The organism is uncultured Chitinophaga sp. (assembly GCF_937898475.1).
In the GTDB taxonomy this organism is placed as follows: domain Bacteria; phylum Bacteroidota; class Bacteroidia; order Chitinophagales; family Chitinophagaceae; genus Chitinophaga.
In genome coordinates this window covers 275,049-295,276 of record NZ_CALEJS010000013.1, presented here as the reverse complement: position 1 = coordinate 295,276, position 20,228 = coordinate 275,049, and the positions used below count along the sequence as shown (strand labels likewise).

Genomic DNA, 20,228 nt, shown 5'->3' with positions numbered 1-20,228 from the left:
ATATAGATGCATAAATAGAAATTTACGCACAATTATGTCAGTTTTTTCCTATACCGTACCAAGCAAAGACCGCGGTGTCTTTTGCAAAGCCGTATCCCGGCTGCAAAAGTGCCTGGTTCTGATACTGTTGTTATTTACTGGCAGTAGCGTAAGTGCCCAGGTAGTAGAAACGATCAACGAAACCGGCGGCTCCGCATCCGATCCGGGCCTGAAGATTGAAATACTGGCAGATGGTTCCCAGCGTGTTTATAAGAACGGATACAGCCAGACCTTTGAAGGTACAGAGGCCCCCCGCGGCCTTACCACTTATATAGGGCTGAACAATACCTATCTTGACAGTACCCGGAGGGTGAATAAAGTGAACTGGAGCTTTATCTCGCCAAAAAGGGGAGACGGAACGGTGATGTCTCCCTGGCGCGTTCAGCTGGTAGGAAATGTGCTAAACTATGTATCAACTATTTATGGCAGATCAGAGAAAATAACGGTGCTGTGCGATATCTCCTATGTAAAAGATCAGGCCTATTTTATAATGGACTACACCGTTGCAGCGCAGGGCGATACATTGACCACCAAAGGCCACCTGTACCTTGCCGAATATGCAGCGCTTGATGCTACCACGGGCGACTGGATCAATAACGCCGCCTGCTCAAAAGGTATCGGTCCTGATGTACCGCCCTACACCTCGGTATCCCTGTTCCGGGATGATGCCTGTGGTACCTATAATCCCAACCGCTCTCACGTGCTCCGGATGAAAAAAGGATTCTCTTCCTTCCTGGCCACCGATGCAGCGGGCATGATCGTTAATATCCCGGAAAGCTGCTGGCTCACCAATATATATAATACCAACTACGACGGAACGCCAAATGGTATGATCGTACATACGTCATTTGGAGATATTTACGGCGGCAGCGCCACCAGTCTTTCCAAAACGGCAAAGGTCTTCTCTGCCCGGATATTGTCTGGCTATGGCAATTCTTATACAGATTTTGACGCCATTTCAGATATAGATTCCATTGCGCCGGCTACAGACCGTCAGCTGAATGTGGAGTTTGAAAGTCCCGCCGTTACTGCGGACGAAGGCAGTGATCGTCACAGCGCCACCGGTCTGAGACTGAAAGTATACAATAAAGCGAACTCAAAGAATATCGTACTTACCTACCCGTTATATGTGCCCCTGAAAGCCACGCCTTCGGGCGCTAACCCGGCGGTGCCAGGAGTAGATTACGAATGTAAACGCGGTATATTGATCCCTGCAGGAACTTACAGGAACACCCCCACGCTGATCGATGTTGATTCTGCCATCATGATATTGGGTAACAGCGTGGTGCAGAGCAACCGTACCGTTACTTTTACGCTGGACAATACGGTAGAGAACCTCCTGCTAAGCGTAAACAGCACGGCCAACCTCTGTTCTTACACTATCCGCGATGATGAAGATGTTTCCCTGACCTTTACTGCGCCCACCAGCCTGGATGAAGGCCAGAGCACCAACGCTACCATCAGCCTGCCTGCCGGTGTGATGGCCGCGTCAGATATTACTATTACGATCACACGTAAATCCAATTCCACTACCGGCTCCGGAGATGTAACATTCCCCTCCACTGTGGTGATCAGGGAAAATACCAATTCCGTTACCTTTAATATACAAGCCACCGGCGATAAGATACTTGAATATGAAGAGCTGCTTGATCTGCAGGCGGATGCAGATGTGATGGGCATGCATAAAACCGTGAGCGCCGCTATCAGCATCATAGACAAGACCTATGACGATCCCGCCAATCGGGTGATCAGCATGCGCCCGGTACCTGGGGTAACCGTAGGTGAACCTTATAACGGTGGCCTGCAGTTCAGTCTGCCGCCCGGTGTTACTACCGAAATACCAATTAAGATACAGCTGGGCATGCTGCAGAACGATCCTGCCTCTACGGCTTCCGTAGACGACTACACGCTGGACAGCATTGCTTTCCAGATCACCAGCGGTAATCTTACTACTATACCGTTCACAGTAATAGATGATAACCTGTCAGAAGGTACAGAGAAACTGCACGTAACGGCGGTAGTAACGGATAATGTTCCGCGTACCTATGAATTCCCGCCCTATGATATATTAATACTGGACGATGATGCCAATACCCTGAAGATAACTGCTTCTGCACCATACCTGATGGAAGGAGGCGCCCCGGTGATCTTTACAGTGGCGCTGCCTCCGGGCACCAATGCCAGCAATGATATTCCGCTGGCCATTGTTCCGGGCGGTACTTCTGAAGCAATTGACTATACCGAACTGCCCGAAGCAGCTTTCTTCAAGATCTCTGCAGGTACCAACAGTTCTACCTTTACCCTCAGCGCCCTGCTGGATAGCCTGGTAGAAGGTGATGAAACACTGGTACTCGCTGGCGGCTCACTGGATTATAATATTATACCGTTCACCATCAACATCAAAGATTCTACGGTGAACATCCCTGCCAACCGCAAGCTCCAGATGAGCATTGTTGGCGGTGGCGGTATCAACGAAGGTGACTCGGTAGCCATGAAAGTAGGGTTTATTAACCCCAACATCATGGCAGGAAGGCCCATCGCGGTGACTATCACCCGGAATGCAACTTCTGCAGCCAGCGCTGCGGATCTTGGCTTCGCTTCCACCACCATTACTATTCCCGCAGGTGAGCGTGAGATCACGGTTAACAAATACCTGGCCGCACAATCAGACCAGGTGCTTGAAAATACGGAAGCCTTTACGCTCAGCGGTGCAACTTCAGATATACCGGGACTCACCTTTACACAAGTGAGCGATAGTATCCTGGATGTTACCGGGAAGAACCCGGCTAATAAGGTGATCACGATCACTACACAACCTGGTCCGCTGACAGAGAACACCGCATATAATGTAACCTTTAGTCTGCCGGCTGGCATTACCACAGAGGTGCCCATCAATATCACACCGCAAACAGGCGCCGGGTCTACTGCAGTAAATGCAGACTATACCTTTGATCCTGTACCGCAGCTCAATAACAATAATGCCGCTGTTACCGGTGTTATTCACATTGCTGCAGACGGTCTGCTGGAACCCGATGAAACGCTGGTAATCAATGCCACCGCTACCGGTTTGCCGGGTGTTACATTTGCACCGGCTACCGTTACGCTGAAAGACCAGGATTATGTGGTGGGTATGCCGCTGACCATCAGCGCTGATACTACCTTTATTACAGAAGGCAGCAGCACCGGTGCTATGGTGACCATCGCACTGCCCGCAGGTAAGGTGACCAGCTATGATATCCCTGTTACCATTACAAAAGATGCGGCATCGGTAGCTACCAATGCAGAACATACAGGCTTGCCCGTTACCGTTATCATCAAAGCAGGTTCCGGATCTGTAAACTTCCCGGCGCCTATCCGTGCCAACACCGATAACCTGCTGGAAGAGAACGAAAGCCTGATCATCAATGCCAGTGCTACCGGGTTTACAGGCGGCTCACTGTCGCTCACTATCAGGGACGGCAGCAACCCGAAAGTAACCCTGCAGCCACAGCCATTCTCCGCAGGTAATACTGTTGAAGAAGGAAATACCTACACCGTGCGTATCGCCCTGCCAGCAGGTATTACACCTTACAAGCCCTTTAATGTAACCGTGACAGCCGGTAGCGCTTCTACCGCCGCCACTACCGATTACAGCGGATTGCCCACCACTGTTACCATCAACCCGGGTGAAAACTTTAAGGATATTACCATCAATGCACTCAATGATAATATTATAGAAGCGGCAGAGCTGCTGCGCCTGAAAGCGGCGGTTACCGGTTTCGCCGGCATCACTGCAGACAGCCTCAGCGTAACGATAGACGACCTTACAGGTAAAGATCCTGCCAACCGCCAGCTGCGTGTAGCCATTGACTCTGCTACACTGCATGAAGGCAACAGCTCAAGGGTGATCATCGGCTTTGTAAAACCAGGTATCACGTCTGCGGCAAGCATTACACTCACCATTGCCCCGGATGCTGCTTTCACCGGCGCTGCGGCTGACTTTAGCGGACTGCCCGCCTCCGTGACCATCCCCGCGGGTACCAACGAGTTAACACATACCATACAAATAGTGAGTGATAACCTGGCAGAAGGTACCGAGATACTGAAACTGAATACTACTGTTACTGCAGGCTATACCGTTGTTGCGCCGGCCAATATCACCATCCCGGAAGCACCGCTGCAGATCACTGCCGTGAAAACGGCAGACGCTGCAGAACCGGCTACCAATGGTGGCTTTAATATCAGTCTGCCGGGCGGACTTGTTGCTGCTGCAGACATCAATGTTACTTTAACGATCGGCGGAACAGCCAGCGCTGCAGACTGGACCACCGTGGGAACTACCGCCGTTATCAAAGCAGGCACCAACAGCATTGCAATACCGGTGAAAGTGATAGATGATAAATTACTGGAAGGAAACGAGACCGTAACCCTCAGCCTGCAGCAGGCGCGTATGCCAAGAGGCAGCGCCACGGTTACTTTCCCGGTGAATAGCACCACACTCACCGTTAACATCGTTGATGATGATATAAACGCCGCCGGCCGTGCAATGATGGTGGAAAAACTCAATGATGCCAGTGAGCCTTCAACGGCGGGTGTCTTCCGCATACGCTTCACTGATCCGGCCCTCACCGTGTTGAGAGATGTCCACGTGAACTACAATGTAGGTGGTTCTGCTACCCCCGGTGTTGACTATACGCCGGTGTCCGGATCGCTTACCATACCCGCCGGACAAAACGGAGTGTCTGTGAACGTGACGCCGGTAGATGATATCCTGGTAGAAGGCACAGAAACGGTAGATATTGAGATCAGCAACGTTAGCAGCACCATGACAGGTGTTACCTGGCCGCTGTCTTCCAACCCGCGTGTATCTATCCCGCTGAATGATAACGACAGCATGAAGCTGAGCCTCTTTGCAGATGCGGCCGCCATTATGGAGGGAGGCAACATTGGGATGACGCTTAAATCATCCGCAGCGAATAAGGCAGATGTTACCGTCGGACTGAAAGTAGTATATGATCAGGCAAGGAGTATTACCACCAGCCTGGGACCCGTTAACAAGATCGGTGATACACTGACAGCAGTACTGCCTGCCGGTACTACAGAATATACTTTCAATATTGCTACCATTGACAACGTGACAAATGACGATGAAGGGTTTGTATTCCTGCAGGTGATCCCTGATGCGGTGCACCCGGAAAACCCGGTTTACTGGCCAGCCCTCGCTTCCGATGTGAACGTAGTGGTAGGAGAGGACGACTCTCTGAAGGTCTCCTTCAAAGATGCGGTATATACCGTGAATGAAGGTAACCGCAAAGGAGAGTTTGCGATGACGCTGGAAGTACAGCTCAGCAGGGCCAGCTCGCGTCATATAACCCTGCCTTACAGCTTCCCTGACCTTGGCAACAAGGTAACCTTCCTGGGCAAGGCAACACCCGGTGTTGACTTTGACAGCAGCAGGAAGCCGATCGAGATAGAGCCCGGTCAGCTGAGCGGTGCAATGACAATAGAGATCTATGGCGACAGCTCCTTTGAAAGGAACGACACTTTTGCCATCAAGCTGCTGCCACCGGTAGTAACATCCAACCAGAACCTGCCTGTTACCATGGCGCCCGATTCGGTGCTGGGCATCATCTTCAACGATGATCCTTTCTGTCCCACCTGCGATTCTGATGGCGATGGCATCCTGGATGGCGAGGAAGATACCAACGGCAACGGTGATCCGCTGGATGATGATGCCGATGGCGATGGCATACCTAACTACCTCGATGATGATTCTGATAACGATGGCGTACCGGACGCAATAGAAGGCTGGATCACTGACGGGCGCTGGGTAAATAACAACAGCGGCAAGATACGGGTGCATCCTGCTATCTCGCCCAATGGAGACGGTATGGGCAATGATGCCATGTACATTGAGAACATTGAGAAGTATGAACGTAATGAAGTGGTGATCTTTAACAGGTGGGGAGGTACAGTATTCAAGACATCCAACTATAATAATACTGACAATAACTTCAAAGGCCTTAATAATGCAGGCAAGGAAGTGACAGACGGTTCCTATTTCTATCGTATCCAGGTATGGGATAGCGCCGGTAAGCAGGAGCAATATGTTGGGTTCATAGTGGTAAAACGGAAATAGACGAACATGGAGAAAATGCTGATCATAGATACACGGAAGCGCTGCCTGAAACTACTGGCGGCGCTGTTGCTGGGAACGGCCTGTTATCTTCCTGCCCGCGCCCAGCAGGATCCTATCTACTCCCAGTATGCAATGAACGGTATGCTGATCAATCCTGCTTATCCCAGTATTGACCAGGCGGCCAGCATGACTTTGATAGGCCGTAACCAATGGGTAGGAGTGGATGGCGCGCCTAAAACAGCTTCTTTCACATTCTATACGCCCTTTAAGGAAACCAATACCAGTGTGGGCTTTTCTGCCATGAATGAAAAGATCACCGTACAGTCGCGTACGGCGCTTAACTTTCATATATCGCAGCGTGTAGACCTTAACGAGACCCTGCGCCTGGCGCTGGGCCTGAAGGTAGGCATGTCGCAGTTCAGGGAGAATAACACCGCCCTTACTACTACAGACCCGATCTTCGCACAGAATGAAAGCTACTTCAAATCAGAAGTAGGCTTTGGTTTTGCGCTGTTTGCAGAAAATTTCTACGTTGGACTTTCGTCTCCCACCTTCCAGAGTTTTGATGTAGGGAACAAGGTGAACAAGATCGTTTACAACACGCATTATTACCTGACCGCCGGTTACCTGTTTGATGCCGGGGAGAATACGAAGGTCAAGCCTAACCTGGTAGTGCGTAAAGTGAAAGGATCGCCGCTGGGTATTGATTTCAATACCAGTGTGCTGATCAAGGAACTGGTATGGCTGGGCGCCTCCTGGAGGTCTGAAAAGAGCATTGGCGGACTGGTACAGGTACAGGTTTCAAAGAATTTTATGGTAGGCTATTCATACGATACGCCTATGTCGTCCAACCTCAAAGGCGCTCAGTCGGTTTCGCATGAGGTCATGATCAACTACCGTTTCCAGTGGTCAAACACCGAACGTGAGTTGGAGCCGCGCTATTTTTAAGCCGGCCATCTGCCTGTATTTACGCAGCCCATTAATTAATATGCACCTGTTTTTAACGAAAAGTTCTCACATACTTGCCTTGTGAGAACTTTTTCATTATGTATTAGCTACTAACAGATAGCTGCTTGGAAATCTTTAGAAAAAGTTGCGGCAAACTAAATCCGGGCGGATAGCATTGTCGTAAATACTAATATAAACGGTAGGCTTATTACCGTATACACTTACAGAGCATCGAAAACATAAATGAAGTTGTGTCTTTTTAATGGTTAACATGGGAAACAGCCTGGTATTTCTTACCAGGCTGCTTATTTTATGCCTATAGTGTTTTCTGCATCACATAGTCGTTCATCAGATAGCCCTGACCTATATCCGTATCTTTCTCTTTCACCACCACGAATCCCTGCTTTTCGTAGAAATGGCGGGCTTTGTTATGCCGGTTCACATCCAGCTCCAGTATATGGCCCTGCTGCGCTTTTACACGCGTTATTACGGCATTTATCAGGAATTTACCAACGCCCTTTCCCTGGTAGCCGCCATCCAGGTAGATCTTATGCAGTTTATAAATGCCAGCTGCATCGGTAGTGCTGTAAGCCGCAAACCCGATAGCTGTTGTACCATCATACAACAGTATAAACTGATGTTCCAGCGCCTCCATCTGCCTTCGAAGCGAAGCCGTGCTATACATCAGATCGATCATGTAATCTATCTGCTCCGCAGACAATATATGTTGATACGTTGGCCGCCATATCCTCTCCGTGAGTTCCTGTATGAGTGTGATGTCTGTTGTTGTCGCTTCTCTTATTGTCAGGTCCATGCTTTGTAGCGTTAAGAATTAAAAATTAATAATTAAGCGTTGCGGCTTTGGGACAGTCCAGGTTAGCCCCTCGTCCCACTATTATTAATTATTCCTTATTAATTACCGGTTTTTTCGTGCCTCCAGAAACGCTTCAAGGCCCTCCCTGCTAAAGCTGCTCAGGTTGCGTTCCTTTGTAAGGCCGCCTTTGCGGGCTGCCAGGGTACCGTAGCAGGTATCGGCAAAGCCGTCTATGCTGTGTGCATCGGGGTCGATGGAGATGAGCGCATGTTTTTCCAGCGCGTAAGGCAACCATTGCCAGTCTATATCCAGGCGGCGGGGGTGGGCGTTTAATTCTATCACCACGCCGTGGGCAACGCAGGCATCGATGATCTGCTGGTGGTTTACCGGGTAGCCGTTACGGCTCAGCAGCAGGCGGCCGGTCATATGCCCCAGTATGGTAGTATAGGGGTTGCTGATAGCTTTGAGTAAACGGGCCATTGCTTTTTCTTCCGTCATTTTCAGGTTGGAGTGCACAGAAGCGATTACGAGGTCAAATGTGGCCAGCACTTCGTCGGGGTAGTCCAGGCTTCCATCGTTCAGGATATCGGCCTCTATGCTCTTAAAAATGCGGAAAGGCGCAAGTTTTTTATTCAGTTCATCGATCTGTGCATGCTGTTCCTGTACACGTTCAATACTGAGACCATTGGCGTAGAAGGCGGAGCGGGAGTGATCGCTGATCACCAGGTATTCCAGTCCCTGTGCTTTAGCTGCCAGGGCCATGGCTTCCAGGCTGTGCAGACCATCGCTCCACTGGCTGTGCGAGTGGATAATGCCTTTGATGTCTTCGGGCTTGATCAGTTGGGGTAGCTGTTTCCGCCGGGCCAGGTCAATGGACAGTCCGCCGTTGCGCATACAGGGCTCAATGTAATCCAGTCCGGCTTTTTCAAAGATATCCGTCTCCGTTTTACTGCCTTCGAGGAAGGTGGCTGCGTTGCCGCCGGCGTCAAGGTGTTCAAGAAAATCAGGATCTGCGGTGGTGACAAACAGCGTTCTGGCAAAGTCATTGGGTTGGCAGGGATAGATACGGATCTTCACCAGTTGTTCGTGTTGCCATAGCTGTGACTCCGTGGTAGCTTCCAGCAGTTTGAATGCGGGTATTGCTTCCAGGTGTTGCTGGATGGTGGAGGCTGCGGCGCCGGCTACCAGCGCTATTTCATCGATGATTATTTCTGTGCGGCGAATGTGCCCGGTCAATGAAACCGGTGCGGGGGCTAAAGCCTGCTGCAGGCGTTTTTCCAGGTCCTGCGCCAGGCTGGCTACTTCTGCGTAGAGAAACCTTTCGCGGTTGGAGAAGTAGAACTCTATGCTTTGCTGTACGCTGTCCTGTGTTTTCTGTCCGAATCCTTTCAGCAGCATCAGGCGGTTTTCATTACAGGCGTAGAGCAGCTCACCCAGGTTTTCCACCTCGAGTTCTTTCCAGATGGCAGCTATTTTCCTGGGTCCCAGGCCTTTTATTTTCAGCATTTCAAGGATACCCGGCGGCGTTTTGGCTACAAAGGTTTCCAGCAGGGATAATCGGCCGGTCAGCAGCATCTCCTGGATGGCTTTGCTGGTGGAGCTGCCAATACCTTTTATGCGGCCTATCTCTTCGGCGGGTGTGTCTTTCAGCTGCAGTGGCAGCTTTTCGATGGTGAAGGCGGCAGTGGCAAATGATTTGGCTTTAAAGCTGTCCTCACCGTGGATGTCCATCAGTTTGGACAGGAGGGAGAAGTTATCGGCTATGCTGTAGTTATCCATAAATGGGCTTTTGGCTAAGAACCGCAAGCTAATAAGATTTATGGTTTTCGATAACACCAGGTGGGGCAGGGGCAAAAAAAAGATCCCGGCATTGTGTGCCGGGATCTTTATTCTACAAGTTGTAAATCCGATCTTACAGTGCAGCCGGAGTGGAAGGTGCTGAAGGAGAAGGAGATGCAGGAGAAGATTTCTTCTTGGCAGCAGCTTTCTTCTTAGGCGCAGCTTTCTTGGCAGCGGCTTTCTTCTTAGGAGCAGCCTTCTTGGCAGCAGCTTTCTTTTTAGGAGCAGCTTTCTTAGCAGCAGCTTTCTTTTTAGGAGCGGCTTTCTTAGCAGCAGCTTTCTTTTTAGGAGCGGCTTTCTTAGCAGCAGCTTTCTTTTTAGGAGCAGCTTTTTTAGGAGCAGCTTTTTTAGCAGCAGCTTTCTTTTTAGGCGCAGCTTTCTTAGCAGCAGCTTTTTTCTTAGGCGCTGCTTTTTTAGCAGCTTTTTTAATTGTTGCCATTGTTTTTTGAATTTGGGTTAGTAAATGAAAAATTGGGTATTAAAAAAAACTTTATGGCAATCACCGTATTACAGGCCTTTCACCTGCGCGGTGGTGTCAAATTAAATGCTCTTAACGGAAACGTAGGTTTTATTCTCACGTCCTTTACGGAATTCAACTACACCATCAGCAGTGGCAAAAATTGTAAAATCTTTACCAAGGCCTACGTTCTGACCAGGATGGTATACGGTACCCCTCTGGCGGATAATTATGTTACCGGCAATAGCAGGTTGCCCACCGAAAATCTTTACTCCCAGCCTTTTGCTTTGGGAATCGCGGCCGTTCTTAACGCTACCTTCACCTTTTTTGTGTGCCATTCTATTCTAGAGTTTATACTTTTAAGAAATTAAGCAATATCATTGATCTTGATCTTCGTAAAGTGTGCGCGATGACCGATTTTCTTTCTGAAGCCTTTTCTTCTCTTCATCTTGAAAGCGATCACTTTATCACCCTGTACATGGCCAAGGATCTCTGCTTTTACCACTGATTTTACATCAGTACCTATTGTCAGCGCGCCAGCGTTATCTGTTAACAGCACTTCAGAGAATTCAACTTTGTCGCCAACGTTACCCTCTAACTGCTGTACGAAGATTTCCTGGTCTTTTTGCACTTTAAATTGCTGACCTGCGATTTTTACAACTGCAAACATAGTTATCCAAAAATAATTTCCTGCAAAAGTACCACTTGTTTTCTAAATGACAAACTTTTCTGCTTTTTTTTAGTATTGCTAAATTAAAAGCAAATCGCAACATATAAGCTAATGACCCTAATTGAGAAAGAGCTTATTCTTTTCAAAGATACGTTTTTTTTGATTATAGACCATAGTCCCTGGTCCACCGTCCATAACCCCGGTCTGCAGAATAGTTTCTGAACGGGCTTTCCCGCCTCAGGTGACAGGCTGTGGACTATGGACTATCGACCATGGTCCGGATCACTGTTAATAAAAACCGTTATCTTGCCCCTGCAATTTTTATACTTTTGTCATTTCAATAATGGACTATTTTCATTTTTAAACTATAGGGCATGAAGTTTAAGTCACTACTTGCCAAACCATTTGCTTCCATTGTTAACGGCAGGATCAGGAAGGAGATGCAAAGGGCGGTAGAAGACCAGGAGAGTATCCTGGAGGATTTGATAAAAACAGGCAGAAAAACGGATTTTGGCAAAGACCACAAGTTTGACGCCGTCCAGACATATAACGATTTTAAAGCGGCTGTTCCCATCCGGGACTATGAGCAGTTCAAGCCATATATTAATAAGATAAAGGAAGGAAGGCATAACGTGCTCTGGAAAGGCCAGCCAATATACCTTGCCAAAACTTCCGGCACTACCAGCGGTATTAAATATATACCCATCAGCAAAGATTCCATTTCCAATCATATCGATACCGCCCGTAACGCCCTGCTGATGTACATGGCGGAAACCGGTAATACGGCCTTTGCCGACGGTAAGCTGATCTTTCTCTCCGGCTCTCCTGAACTGGAGCGGGTAGGCGGCATCCCTACCGGCCGGCTGAGCGGTATAGTGAACCACCACGTTCCGGGCTACCTGCGCACCAACCAGCTGCCCACCTACGAAACCAATTGTATCGAAGACTGGGAGACCAAGCTTGACAAGATAGTGGATGAGACCATTAAACAGGACATGACCCTGATCAGCGGTATTCCGCCATGGGTGCAGATGTACTTTGACCGGCTCACTGAACGCAGCGGAAAATCTGTGGGAGAGCTGTTCAAAAACCTGGACCTGCTGGTGTACGGCGGTGTAAACTTTGAGCCCTACCGCGCCAAGCTGATGGAATCCATCGGCAGACCGATACACACCATCGAAACCTTCCCGGCATCAGAGGGCTTCATCGCCTTCCAGGATACACAGGGACAGGAAGGCCTGCTGCTGAATACCAATTCCGGTATATTTTTCGAATTCGTTCCCGCACAGGAGATTTTTTCCGAAAACCCCACCCGCCTCTCGCTCAGGGAAGTGGAGCTGGGCGTGAACTATGCCCTGATCATCAATAGCAATGCGGGTTTGTGGGGTTATAATATTGGCGATACCGTTAAATTCGTGTCGCTGAACCCTTACCGGCTGGTAGTAACGGGCCGCATAAAGCATTTTATATCCGCCTTTGGCGAGCACGTGATCGGAGAGGAGGTAGAGTACAGCCTGATGAAAGTAGCAGCGGAAGAACAGGTACGGATCACCGAATTTACAGTGGCGCCTATGGTACAAACCAATGGAGAACTGCCTTACCATGAGTGGTTCATCGAGTTTGAAACCATGCCGGCTGATTTGTCTACCTTTGCAGCCAAGGTAGATCATCACCTCAGGCAAAAGAACATTTATTATAATGATCTGCTGACAGGTAATATATTACAACCCCTGAAGATCAGGCCTATCCGCCGGCAGGGATTTATAGATTTTATGAAATCCATCGGTAAGCTGGGCGGACAGAATAAAGTACCCCGTTTAAGCAACGACAGAACGCTGGCAGAACAGCTGATGCAATATCTTCAGTGACAAAAGATTGCAAAACATTTAACAGTAGCCATGCAATCTTAAATCAGTGATAATTGATATTATTGTACAATGACTAAGAAGAACATAGCCATATTTGGCTCCACCGGTTCCATTGGTATACAGGCATTGGACGTGATAGCCGCACATCCTGACAAGTTCAGGGTAGAGGTGCTGACCGCCCGCCAGAATGCAGACCTGCTGATAGAGCAGGCCCTGAAATTCAGGCCTAATGCCGTGGTAATAGCCGACGAAGGCAAGTATGAAAACGTAAAGAACGTATTATTCGACAAAGGGATCAAGGTATTTGCCGGTAGCCGCGCCATGGTAGAGGTGGCTGCCTGGGATAATATAGATATAATGCTGGCCGCCATCATGGGCTTCGCTGGCCTGGCCCCCACCTTATCTGCTATTGAGCACGGTACCCCTGTGGCACTGGCCAATAAAGAGACCCTGGTAGTGGCCGGAGATATCGTAATGGCCGCCGCCAGGAAAAGGAATGTACCCGTTATCCCGGTAGATTCCGAACATTCGGCTATCTTCCAATGCCTGCAGGGCGAACGCGCCAGCCAGGTGGAAAAGGTGATCCTCACCGCTTCCGGCGGGCCCTTCCTGGGTAAGAAGCCCAATTTCCTTATCAATGTAAAGAAAGATCATGCCCTGCAGCATCCTAACTGGAGCATGGGCGCCAAAATAACCATCGACTCTGCCACCCTGATGAATAAAGGGCTGGAAATGATCGAGGCGCGCTGGCTGTTTGACCTGGAACCTGACCAGATCGAGGTAGTGATCCATCCGCAATCCATCTTACATTCGCTGGTGCAGTTCAACGACGGCTCTATCAAGGCACAGATGGGCCTGCCGGATATGAAACTGCCTATACAATATGCGCTGGGGTATCCGGATCGCCTGTCCAACGATTTCCCGAGGTTCTCATTCAAAAACTACCCTTCCCTCACTTTTGAGCAGCCAGATGTTAAAACTTTCCGTAACCTTGCTGTAGCCATAGAAGCACTCAGAAAGGGCGGCAACGCGGCCTGTGTGCTGAATGCGGCTAATGAAGAAGTGGTGCATGCCTTCCTGAAAAACCGGATCGGGTTCCTGCAGATGACGGAAGTAATAGAGGAAACCCTGGTAAAGGTGCCCTTCATTGAAGTGCCCACCTTACACGATTATTATGAAAGCGATACTGCCGCCCGTGAGCATGCAGCTGCGCTGATCAATTCCATTGTGATCTGAAATCATTCGTAATAATCGTAATAATTGTAATATTTTAACAGGCGGATGCTTTTATCTGTTTAGATCCTTTAAGTTACATGACAACACAAGAAATATTAGTGAAGGCCGGACAGCTGATCCTATCGCTGTCTATCCTTGTAGTATTGCACGAATTAGGGCACTTTATCCCGGCCAAGCTATTCAAGACCAAGGTAGAAAAGTTCTATCTCTTCTTTGATCCCTGGTTTTCCTTACTAAAGTTCAAGAAAGGCGAAACCGAATACGGAGTAGGCTGGCTGCCCCTGGGCGGCTATGTAAAGATCTCGGGGATGATCGATGAGAGTATGGATCGCGACCAGATGGCCAAGGCGCCCCAGCCCTGGGAGTTCCGTTCCAAACCCGCCTGGCAGCGCCTCATTATTATGATCGGCGGCGTAACCGTTAACCTGATATTAGCCTTCCTGATATATGCAATGATGTTATGGTACTGGGGCGAAACCTACCTGCCTACCACCGCCGTGAAATACGGAGTGGCAGTAGATTCCCTGGCGGAAAGCGTTGGTATGCGTGACGGCGACAAGATACTGTCTGTTGACGGTGTTGCCGTGGAGAACTTCAGCGCCATCCCTGCGGAGATCATCCTGCATGAGGCGAAGAGCATCCAGGTAGACCGTAACGGTCAGCAGATGAACATTGCAATCCCCCCGGGGTTCATCCGGCAGATGATCAAGCAGAAATCTCCCTTTGCCATTCCCAGGGTACCGTATATCGTATCTGACTTTGAGAAAGAATCCGTTGGGGAAAAGGCCGGCCTGAAAAAAGGAGATAAGATCGTCTCCCTCAACGGCGAATCAACGGAATACTTCAGTGATTTCCGGAAGAAGATGAAGGGACGGGCCAAACAGGAGATCCAGGTGGGCGCCGTACGCGGAAAAGACACCCTGAACTTCAAAATGAAAGTTCCCGAGAGCGGCCTGATTGGCGTATACTTTGACCGGGACATGACCAAGTTCTTCTCCCTGAACACCAAAAAATACAGCTTCTTTGAGGCCATCCCGGCTGGTTTTAACAAGTGTATCAATACCCTGGTAAAATATGTGCAGCAGCTGCGGCTGATCTTTGTGTCCAAGGAAGTAAAGGCAAGCGAGTCAGTGGGCGGCTTCCTGAGCATTGGCAACCTTTTTCCCGGCGAGTGGGACTGGATGTCTTTCTGGGAAATGACGGCCCTGCTGTCTGTTATCCTGGCCTTTATGAACATCCTGCCGATCCCTGCGCTGGATGGCGGTCATGTGTTATTCCTGCTGTACGAAATGGTTACCGGCCGCAAGCCCGGCGAAAAATTCCTGGAATATGCACAGATCGTGGGCATGGTGATATTGTTCGGCTTGTTGCTGTATGCCAACGGGCTGGACCTGTGGAGGAATATCTTTAGTAAGTGGTTTTCTTAAATAGCTTTTAGCTATTGGCGGTTAGCGGTTAGCTGCGGATGATTGCTAATAGCTAACTGCTAATAGCTGAATTTTCCGTATATTTGCAGTTCAACTGGGGTCGCCTGGTTTTGACAGCATAGGTCTTTGAAAGTGTAAGCATGTCGTGCGTTGTATAATTAGCACGTAAATCTGAATATACAAACTATAATTGGCGAATCTAACTACGCCATGGCTGCCTAATCAGCGATTAGACACCCATTATAGCCGCCGCTAGTCTGCGCCTGCTAAGACAGCCGCCGCTGAATCATCAAACCTAGGAGGATAGATGCTCATGGTTTCCGTGAGTGAGCATTGAAGCTTAAACGGATAAGGACGAGGTTGGTTTGTTGCGCCCCTGCCGAGTCCCGACAGAACAATGCGTAAATAAGCATGTAGAAAGCTTTTGGGGAATATGTTTGGACGCGGGTTCGATTCCCGCCGGCTCCACAGAAAGGATATCTGTCTCGGATATCCTTTTTTTATTGGCTAAAGTCTTCGTATGTTGATTTTAATTGGCTCAATTTCAATCTTTAAACATATTGTTTACATGTTTGCTGATTGTGACGCACTACTTTAATATAAGTGCGTAGCTGGCTAAATCAACCCTCCAAAAAAAAGGGATCCATATGAATCTATTCTGATCTGCCTGGATCGGTTACGTTTTTCGGTTACATTGCCCCTCCTTTAGTTTGTAACCGAATCTCTTGGAAAAACCGTGTTGTTGCTTTTTAGGAAGAGCTCCCCGGCGGTAAAGTGCCGTCGGTGCCATAAAAAAGTTAGAATGGCTGCCCTGAAAAAGGCTAGCATGGAAGATTTGCTGGTGATGCATCATGAATGATCGCGGGGTAACCGTAAAATCTATGTCTTCTGAAAATCGCTTTAAAATTTTATGCGCTTTTGACAAGGAGGTTCCTCCGGTAAATGTAAGTAGAAGATCTTCCGTTTGTATCGATGAAATTATTTGGAGCACTTGGACTACATGCCAGTCCTTTTCAACAAAGGCCTTGCTAATACCCAACTCAGCTGCTGCGTCTTCGATCAACTGCTTATCTGGCATACTCGAAGTTGATATACGCTTCATTGAACCCAATCCTTCGGGTTATTCGTCTATTGACCGCAATTTGGCGGCCTGTGGGTATTTGTGTAGATCGCCCTTGCTCGTATGCAATTTCCGCTTGGGTAAGACTAGTCTTAATACCCAGCCTATTCAAAGCTTTCTTCGCCAGATCAGGCAATGGTTCGGCCGGAATAATCTTGCCTGTCGCCACTGATTTCCGTGTCTTTGCATATATTCCCTGGCTAATTTTGATCAGTTTCTGCTTTTCAGTCAATGATTTAAGCCCGCGGCCGACCTGGTCATAATCACCAAGATCCGCAAAATCTTGCCGAAGCAACACGGTAGACTTCGTCCGCCGGATACGCTCATACATTCTGCTTTCCAAAGTCCTCTTCTTTTTCATTGATTATCAATATAATTTGATCACAAAGATACGACATTTTGAAAAAATAAAACTTGCCTTTTCACGTAATTCCTGGAAACACAGATTTTATCTGATTTAATAACTTTTATATTTGAATAACTTACCGTTACGAATAAGTTTTGTGGGTATTTTTAGTAATTTAGCACCGATATATAGCTCTTTCTTTTAATGCCTATATACCTGATCCAAACCTATTACGGTTACAAATTCGGTTACATTGGGTTCAAGAATCGCGAAGATATGCTATGGACAAGGGGGAATCCGAAAAACAGTCGCCCCCGCCAGCTCCACTTTTAAAAACGAATGTGGTGCCCTCCACTCCACATTTGGCTGGAAATGCTGCCATTTCAACCGTTTTTAAAGATTTTTTGGTTCCGGTTCCGCCGGCTCCACAGAATAAATTTGTTAAATTAAGGCAGTTCGTATGGGCTGCCTTTTTTGTTTTGAAGATATGCGGGTGATGGGCATTGAGAAAGAGGTTAATCTTCGTCTGCAATTGTTTCTTAAATTAGGTGATCTAAAGGCATTTTATGGGCGAATTGCAAACATTAATAAACAAAATCAGGCAGTTTAATGCAGAGCGTGACTGGAGCCAATTTCATAATGCAAAAGATCTGGCCTTAGCAATAAGCATCGAAGCCGCTGAACTGAATGAACTGTTCCTCTGGAAAAAGGCCGAAGAAGCAGATCCCGAAAAGGTAAAGGAGGAATTGGCAGACATCTTTACCTATGCCCTGCAGTTAGCGGATAAGTATGGGTTTGACATCAATGAAATTGTAAGTAACAAGATAGAGAAGAATGCCTTAAAATATCCCATTGAAAAAGCTAAAGGCAGCGCCAGGAAATACAACGAGCTATGAAGACCCCACAGGAGTATTCCATTAAGCAATATGATTTTAACCCGGAGGTAATCAGACAACTGGATAATAGTGAAGTTCCGGAAGAGTTCTGGCCGGTTGTTTATTTGCTGAAAGAAAAAAATAAAAAGAATGCTGCCGCATATGTTGGCGAGACTATCGACATAAAGACCAGGTTAATTACCCACTTAAATCACCCTGAAAAGAAGAAGCTACAGGAAGCCTATCTGATCTCCAGCAGTCAGTTCAACAAATCAGCAACGCTCGACATTGAAGCTAACTGTATAAGATATTTGTCCGGAGACGGTATGTACAAACTGTTAAATGGTAATCTCGGTCTGGTTCACCATAATTACTATCAAAAGAAAGAACTGTATGATGGTATTTTCCAGTCTGTATGGGAAGAATTTCGCTCAATAGGGATCGCAAAACATACGCTAAAGCAAATTGATAATTCTGATCTCTTTAAGTATTCACCATATAAATCGTTAAACGCAGCGCAAACGAAAAGTCTGATATTGATCCTTGAGTCCTTACTGGATGATCAATATAAAAGTTCTGTTATCGAAGGTTGCGCAGGTTCGGGGAAAACAGTATTGGCCGTTTTCCTTTTTAAGCTTTTACATACGGCAGCAGAGGACTTTAATTTCAGGGCTTTGGGGCCGGAAGATAAGCGGATAATAGAACTTGTACAGCAAATAAAACAAAAATTACCACGTCCGGAAATGGCGCTGGTAATTCCTATGGACTCCTTTCGGGCAACCGTACAAACAATATTCAGGCATGTGGAAGGATTAAGGGCTGATATGGTAGTTGGTCCAGCTGATCTTAGAAAAAATCACTATGATATAGTAGTGGTCGATGAGGCGCATCGGTTACGGAGACGGAGCAATCTGGGCAATTATTTTGGCGTTTTTGACAAGATATCTGAAGAGCTGGGATTTGATAAGGACAAGGATGATGAACTGGACTGGGTGTTAAAGCGGTCGGATAGAAGCATTCTCTTTTATGATGAATTTCAATCGGTCAAACCTTCAGATGTGCCGCAGGAAAAGTTCGATCTTTTAAAGAACAGAAAAACAACGAAAACTGATTTCCTCTATTCGCAATTTCGTGTAAAAGGAGGATTGATGTATGTAAGATTCATCGATGCCCTGCTGAATTGTGGGCGTATCCCAGGCCAGGAGAAAGTTCGTTTCAGGAAATATGATTTCCTGCTTTTTCAGGATCTGTCCCAGATGATAGAGCATATCAGGAAGAAGGATGGCGAGGAGGAGCTTGCAAGGGTAGTAGCCGGGTATGCCTGGCCATGGCCTTCAAAAAAGAATAAGAAAGCTTATGATATTAATATCGGGCAGTTAAAGCTTAGATGGAATAGTGTAAAACGAAACTGGATACACTCAGCAAATGCTATTAATGAGGTAGGCTGTATTCATACGGTACAAGGGTATGACCTAAATTACACCGGTATCATTTTCGGTAATGAAATCAGCTATGATAAAGGAAAAGGGGAAATTATAATTAAGCAGAATAATTATTACGACAGAAATGGTAAGCATGGTGTTAAGGATCCCAGGCAGCTGAAGGCGTTTATTATTAATATTTACAAAACGTTGATGCTACGTGGAATTAAAGGTACCTACATTTATGTATGCGATGAAGCACTCCGGGAGTACTTTGCACAACACATCCCCTTGCATAATGAGATTGTTCCCAATGAGACCGGGACAAACGAGCAGATGATACCATATGTTAATAGTGTACCCCTTTATAATTTGAAAGCGGCGGCCGGAAGCTTTAGCAGGCAGCAGTTGGTTAGTGAAGATGCAACATGGATCTTTGCCGGACAGCAGAATGGTTTAAGAATATCAAAAGACCATTTTGCATGTAAAGTTGAAGGTGAGTCAATGAATAAGAAAATCCCTAACGGGGCAATCTGTTTATTTCGTAAGTATACCGGGGGAACCAGGAACGGGGAAGTTGTATTAGTTGCTCATTCGGACATACAGGACGCTGACTTCGGTTCGAATTATACGGTTAAGGAATACGTCAGCGAAAAGCAGTATAACGCTGACGGAACGTGGGAGCATGAGCGCGTTCTTCTCAAACCTTGTTCCACGAACCCTTCATTCAGAGATATTGTACTTGAAGGAAGCGAGCTATCCAGACTGGAAGTTATCGGGATTTTTGAGAGGGTTTTGTATAGTCAGAAGTGCCCATGAGATCTTGTTTAAGCCGGATATTCCTTTTCAGACCAGCGGAACTTCAATGTAAGACTACAGAACAGACGCTCCACCTCGCAGAACGGCGTTGTAAGCTAGCTAAACGGAGCCACCACTTTACATAACAGCCATGTAAGACAACAGAACAGACGCTCCACCTGACAGAACGGCGTTGTAAGCTGATTAAACGGAGCCGCCACTTTACATAACGGCCATGTAAGACAACAGAAC

The 20,228-nt window shown here is 47.6% G+C and carries 14 protein-coding genes and 1 other RNA gene; 9 read left to right on the top strand and 6 right to left on the bottom strand.

Annotated elements, in window-relative coordinates:
- The first annotated feature begins 34 nt into the window (after window positions 1-34).
- Window positions 35-6,157, top strand: a complete 6,123-nt coding sequence (locus tag Q0577_RS06805) for a Calx-beta domain-containing protein (RefSeq protein ID WP_298734013.1) — start codon at window positions 35-37, stop codon at window positions 6,155-6,157.
- Window positions 6,158-6,163: 6 nt separating this feature from the next.
- Entirely contained in the window at window positions 6,164-7,105 is a 942-nt protein-coding gene (locus Q0577_RS06800; RefSeq protein ID WP_298734011.1) for a type IX secretion system membrane protein PorP/SprF, read from the top strand.
- Window positions 7,106-7,421: 316 nt separating this feature from the next.
- Here Q0577_RS06800 and Q0577_RS06795 read toward each other — a convergent pair whose 3' ends face one another.
- Both Q0577_RS06795 and Q0577_RS06790 read right to left on the bottom strand, forming a co-directional pair.
- Window positions 7,422-7,919, bottom strand: a complete 498-nt coding sequence (locus Q0577_RS06795; RefSeq protein WP_298734009.1) for a GNAT family N-acetyltransferase — start codon at window positions 7,917-7,919, stop codon at window positions 7,422-7,424.
- A 102-nt stretch (window positions 7,920-8,021) separates the two neighbouring features.
- The gene (locus Q0577_RS06790) at window positions 8,022-9,698 is read right to left on the bottom strand and encodes a DNA polymerase/3'-5' exonuclease PolX (RefSeq protein ID WP_298734007.1); all 1,677 of its coding nucleotides are present in this window, start codon (window positions 9,696-9,698) and stop codon (window positions 8,022-8,024) included.
- A 149-nt stretch (window positions 9,699-9,847) separates the two neighbouring features.
- Here Q0577_RS06790 and Q0577_RS06785 point away from each other — a divergent pair, with 149 nt between their 5' ends.
- Window positions 9,848-10,207: a hypothetical protein gene (locus Q0577_RS06785; protein ID WP_298734005.1), complete on the top strand. Its 360-nt coding sequence runs from the start codon at window positions 9,848-9,850 to the stop codon at window positions 10,205-10,207.
- Window positions 10,208-10,298: 91 nt separating this feature from the next.
- Here the strand turns inward: Q0577_RS06785 and rpmA are convergent, their stop codons facing one another.
- Both rpmA and rplU read right to left on the bottom strand, forming a co-directional pair.
- Window positions 10,299-10,553, bottom strand: coding sequence for a 50S ribosomal protein L27 (rpmA, locus tag Q0577_RS06780; RefSeq protein WP_298734003.1), 255 nt, complete (start codon window positions 10,551-10,553; stop codon window positions 10,299-10,301).
- A 29-nt stretch (window positions 10,554-10,582) separates the two neighbouring features.
- Window positions 10,583-10,885, bottom strand: coding sequence for a 50S ribosomal protein L21 (rplU, locus tag Q0577_RS06775; RefSeq protein ID WP_298734001.1), 303 nt, complete (start codon window positions 10,883-10,885; stop codon window positions 10,583-10,585).
- A gap of 374 nt (window positions 10,886-11,259) precedes the next feature.
- On the opposite strand from rplU, the gene Q0577_RS06770 reads away from it, so the two are divergent.
- From Q0577_RS06770 to ssrA, 4 genes are all read left to right on the top strand, one after another.
- On the top strand, window positions 11,260-12,753 hold the full coding sequence (locus Q0577_RS06770; RefSeq protein ID WP_298733999.1) for a GH3 auxin-responsive promoter family protein: 1,494 nt from the start codon (window positions 11,260-11,262) through the stop codon (window positions 12,751-12,753).
- A gap of 69 nt (window positions 12,754-12,822) precedes the next feature.
- Window positions 12,823-13,989 (top strand): 1-deoxy-D-xylulose-5-phosphate reductoisomerase, encoded by a 1,167-nt coding sequence (locus Q0577_RS06765; RefSeq protein ID WP_298733997.1) that lies wholly within the window; start codon window positions 12,823-12,825, stop codon window positions 13,987-13,989.
- Between the two features lie 77 nt (window positions 13,990-14,066).
- Complete coding sequence (rseP, locus tag Q0577_RS06760; RefSeq protein ID WP_298733995.1) at window positions 14,067-15,416, top strand: RIP metalloprotease RseP; 1,350 nt, start codon at window positions 14,067-14,069, stop codon at window positions 15,414-15,416.
- Window positions 15,417-15,512: 96 nt separating this feature from the next.
- Window positions 15,513-15,887: a transfer-messenger RNA gene (gene ssrA, locus Q0577_RS06755) on the top strand.
- Between the two features lie 205 nt (window positions 15,888-16,092).
- Here the strand turns inward: ssrA and Q0577_RS06750 are convergent.
- Both Q0577_RS06750 and Q0577_RS06745 read right to left on the bottom strand, forming a co-directional pair.
- Window positions 16,093-16,494, bottom strand: coding sequence for a nucleotidyl transferase AbiEii/AbiGii toxin family protein (locus Q0577_RS06750; RefSeq protein ID WP_298733994.1), 402 nt, complete (start codon window positions 16,492-16,494; stop codon window positions 16,093-16,095).
- Window positions 16,484-16,897, bottom strand: a complete 414-nt coding sequence (locus Q0577_RS06745) for a DUF6088 family protein (RefSeq protein ID WP_298733992.1) — start codon at window positions 16,895-16,897, stop codon at window positions 16,484-16,486. Before Q0577_RS06745 ends, Q0577_RS06750 begins: the two co-directional genes overlap by 11 nt.
- 551 nt (window positions 16,898-17,448) lie before the next feature.
- Between Q0577_RS06745 and Q0577_RS06740 the strand changes: the two genes are divergently transcribed.
- Entirely contained in the window at window positions 17,449-17,778 is a 330-nt protein-coding gene (locus Q0577_RS06740) for a nucleotide pyrophosphohydrolase (protein WP_298733990.1), read from the top strand.
- Window positions 17,775-19,997, top strand: a complete 2,223-nt coding sequence (locus tag Q0577_RS06735) for a DNA/RNA helicase domain-containing protein (protein ID WP_298733988.1) — start codon at window positions 17,775-17,777, stop codon at window positions 19,995-19,997. The genes Q0577_RS06740 and Q0577_RS06735 overlap by 4 nt, the downstream gene beginning before the upstream one ends.
- Window positions 19,998-20,228 lie beyond the last annotated feature (231 nt).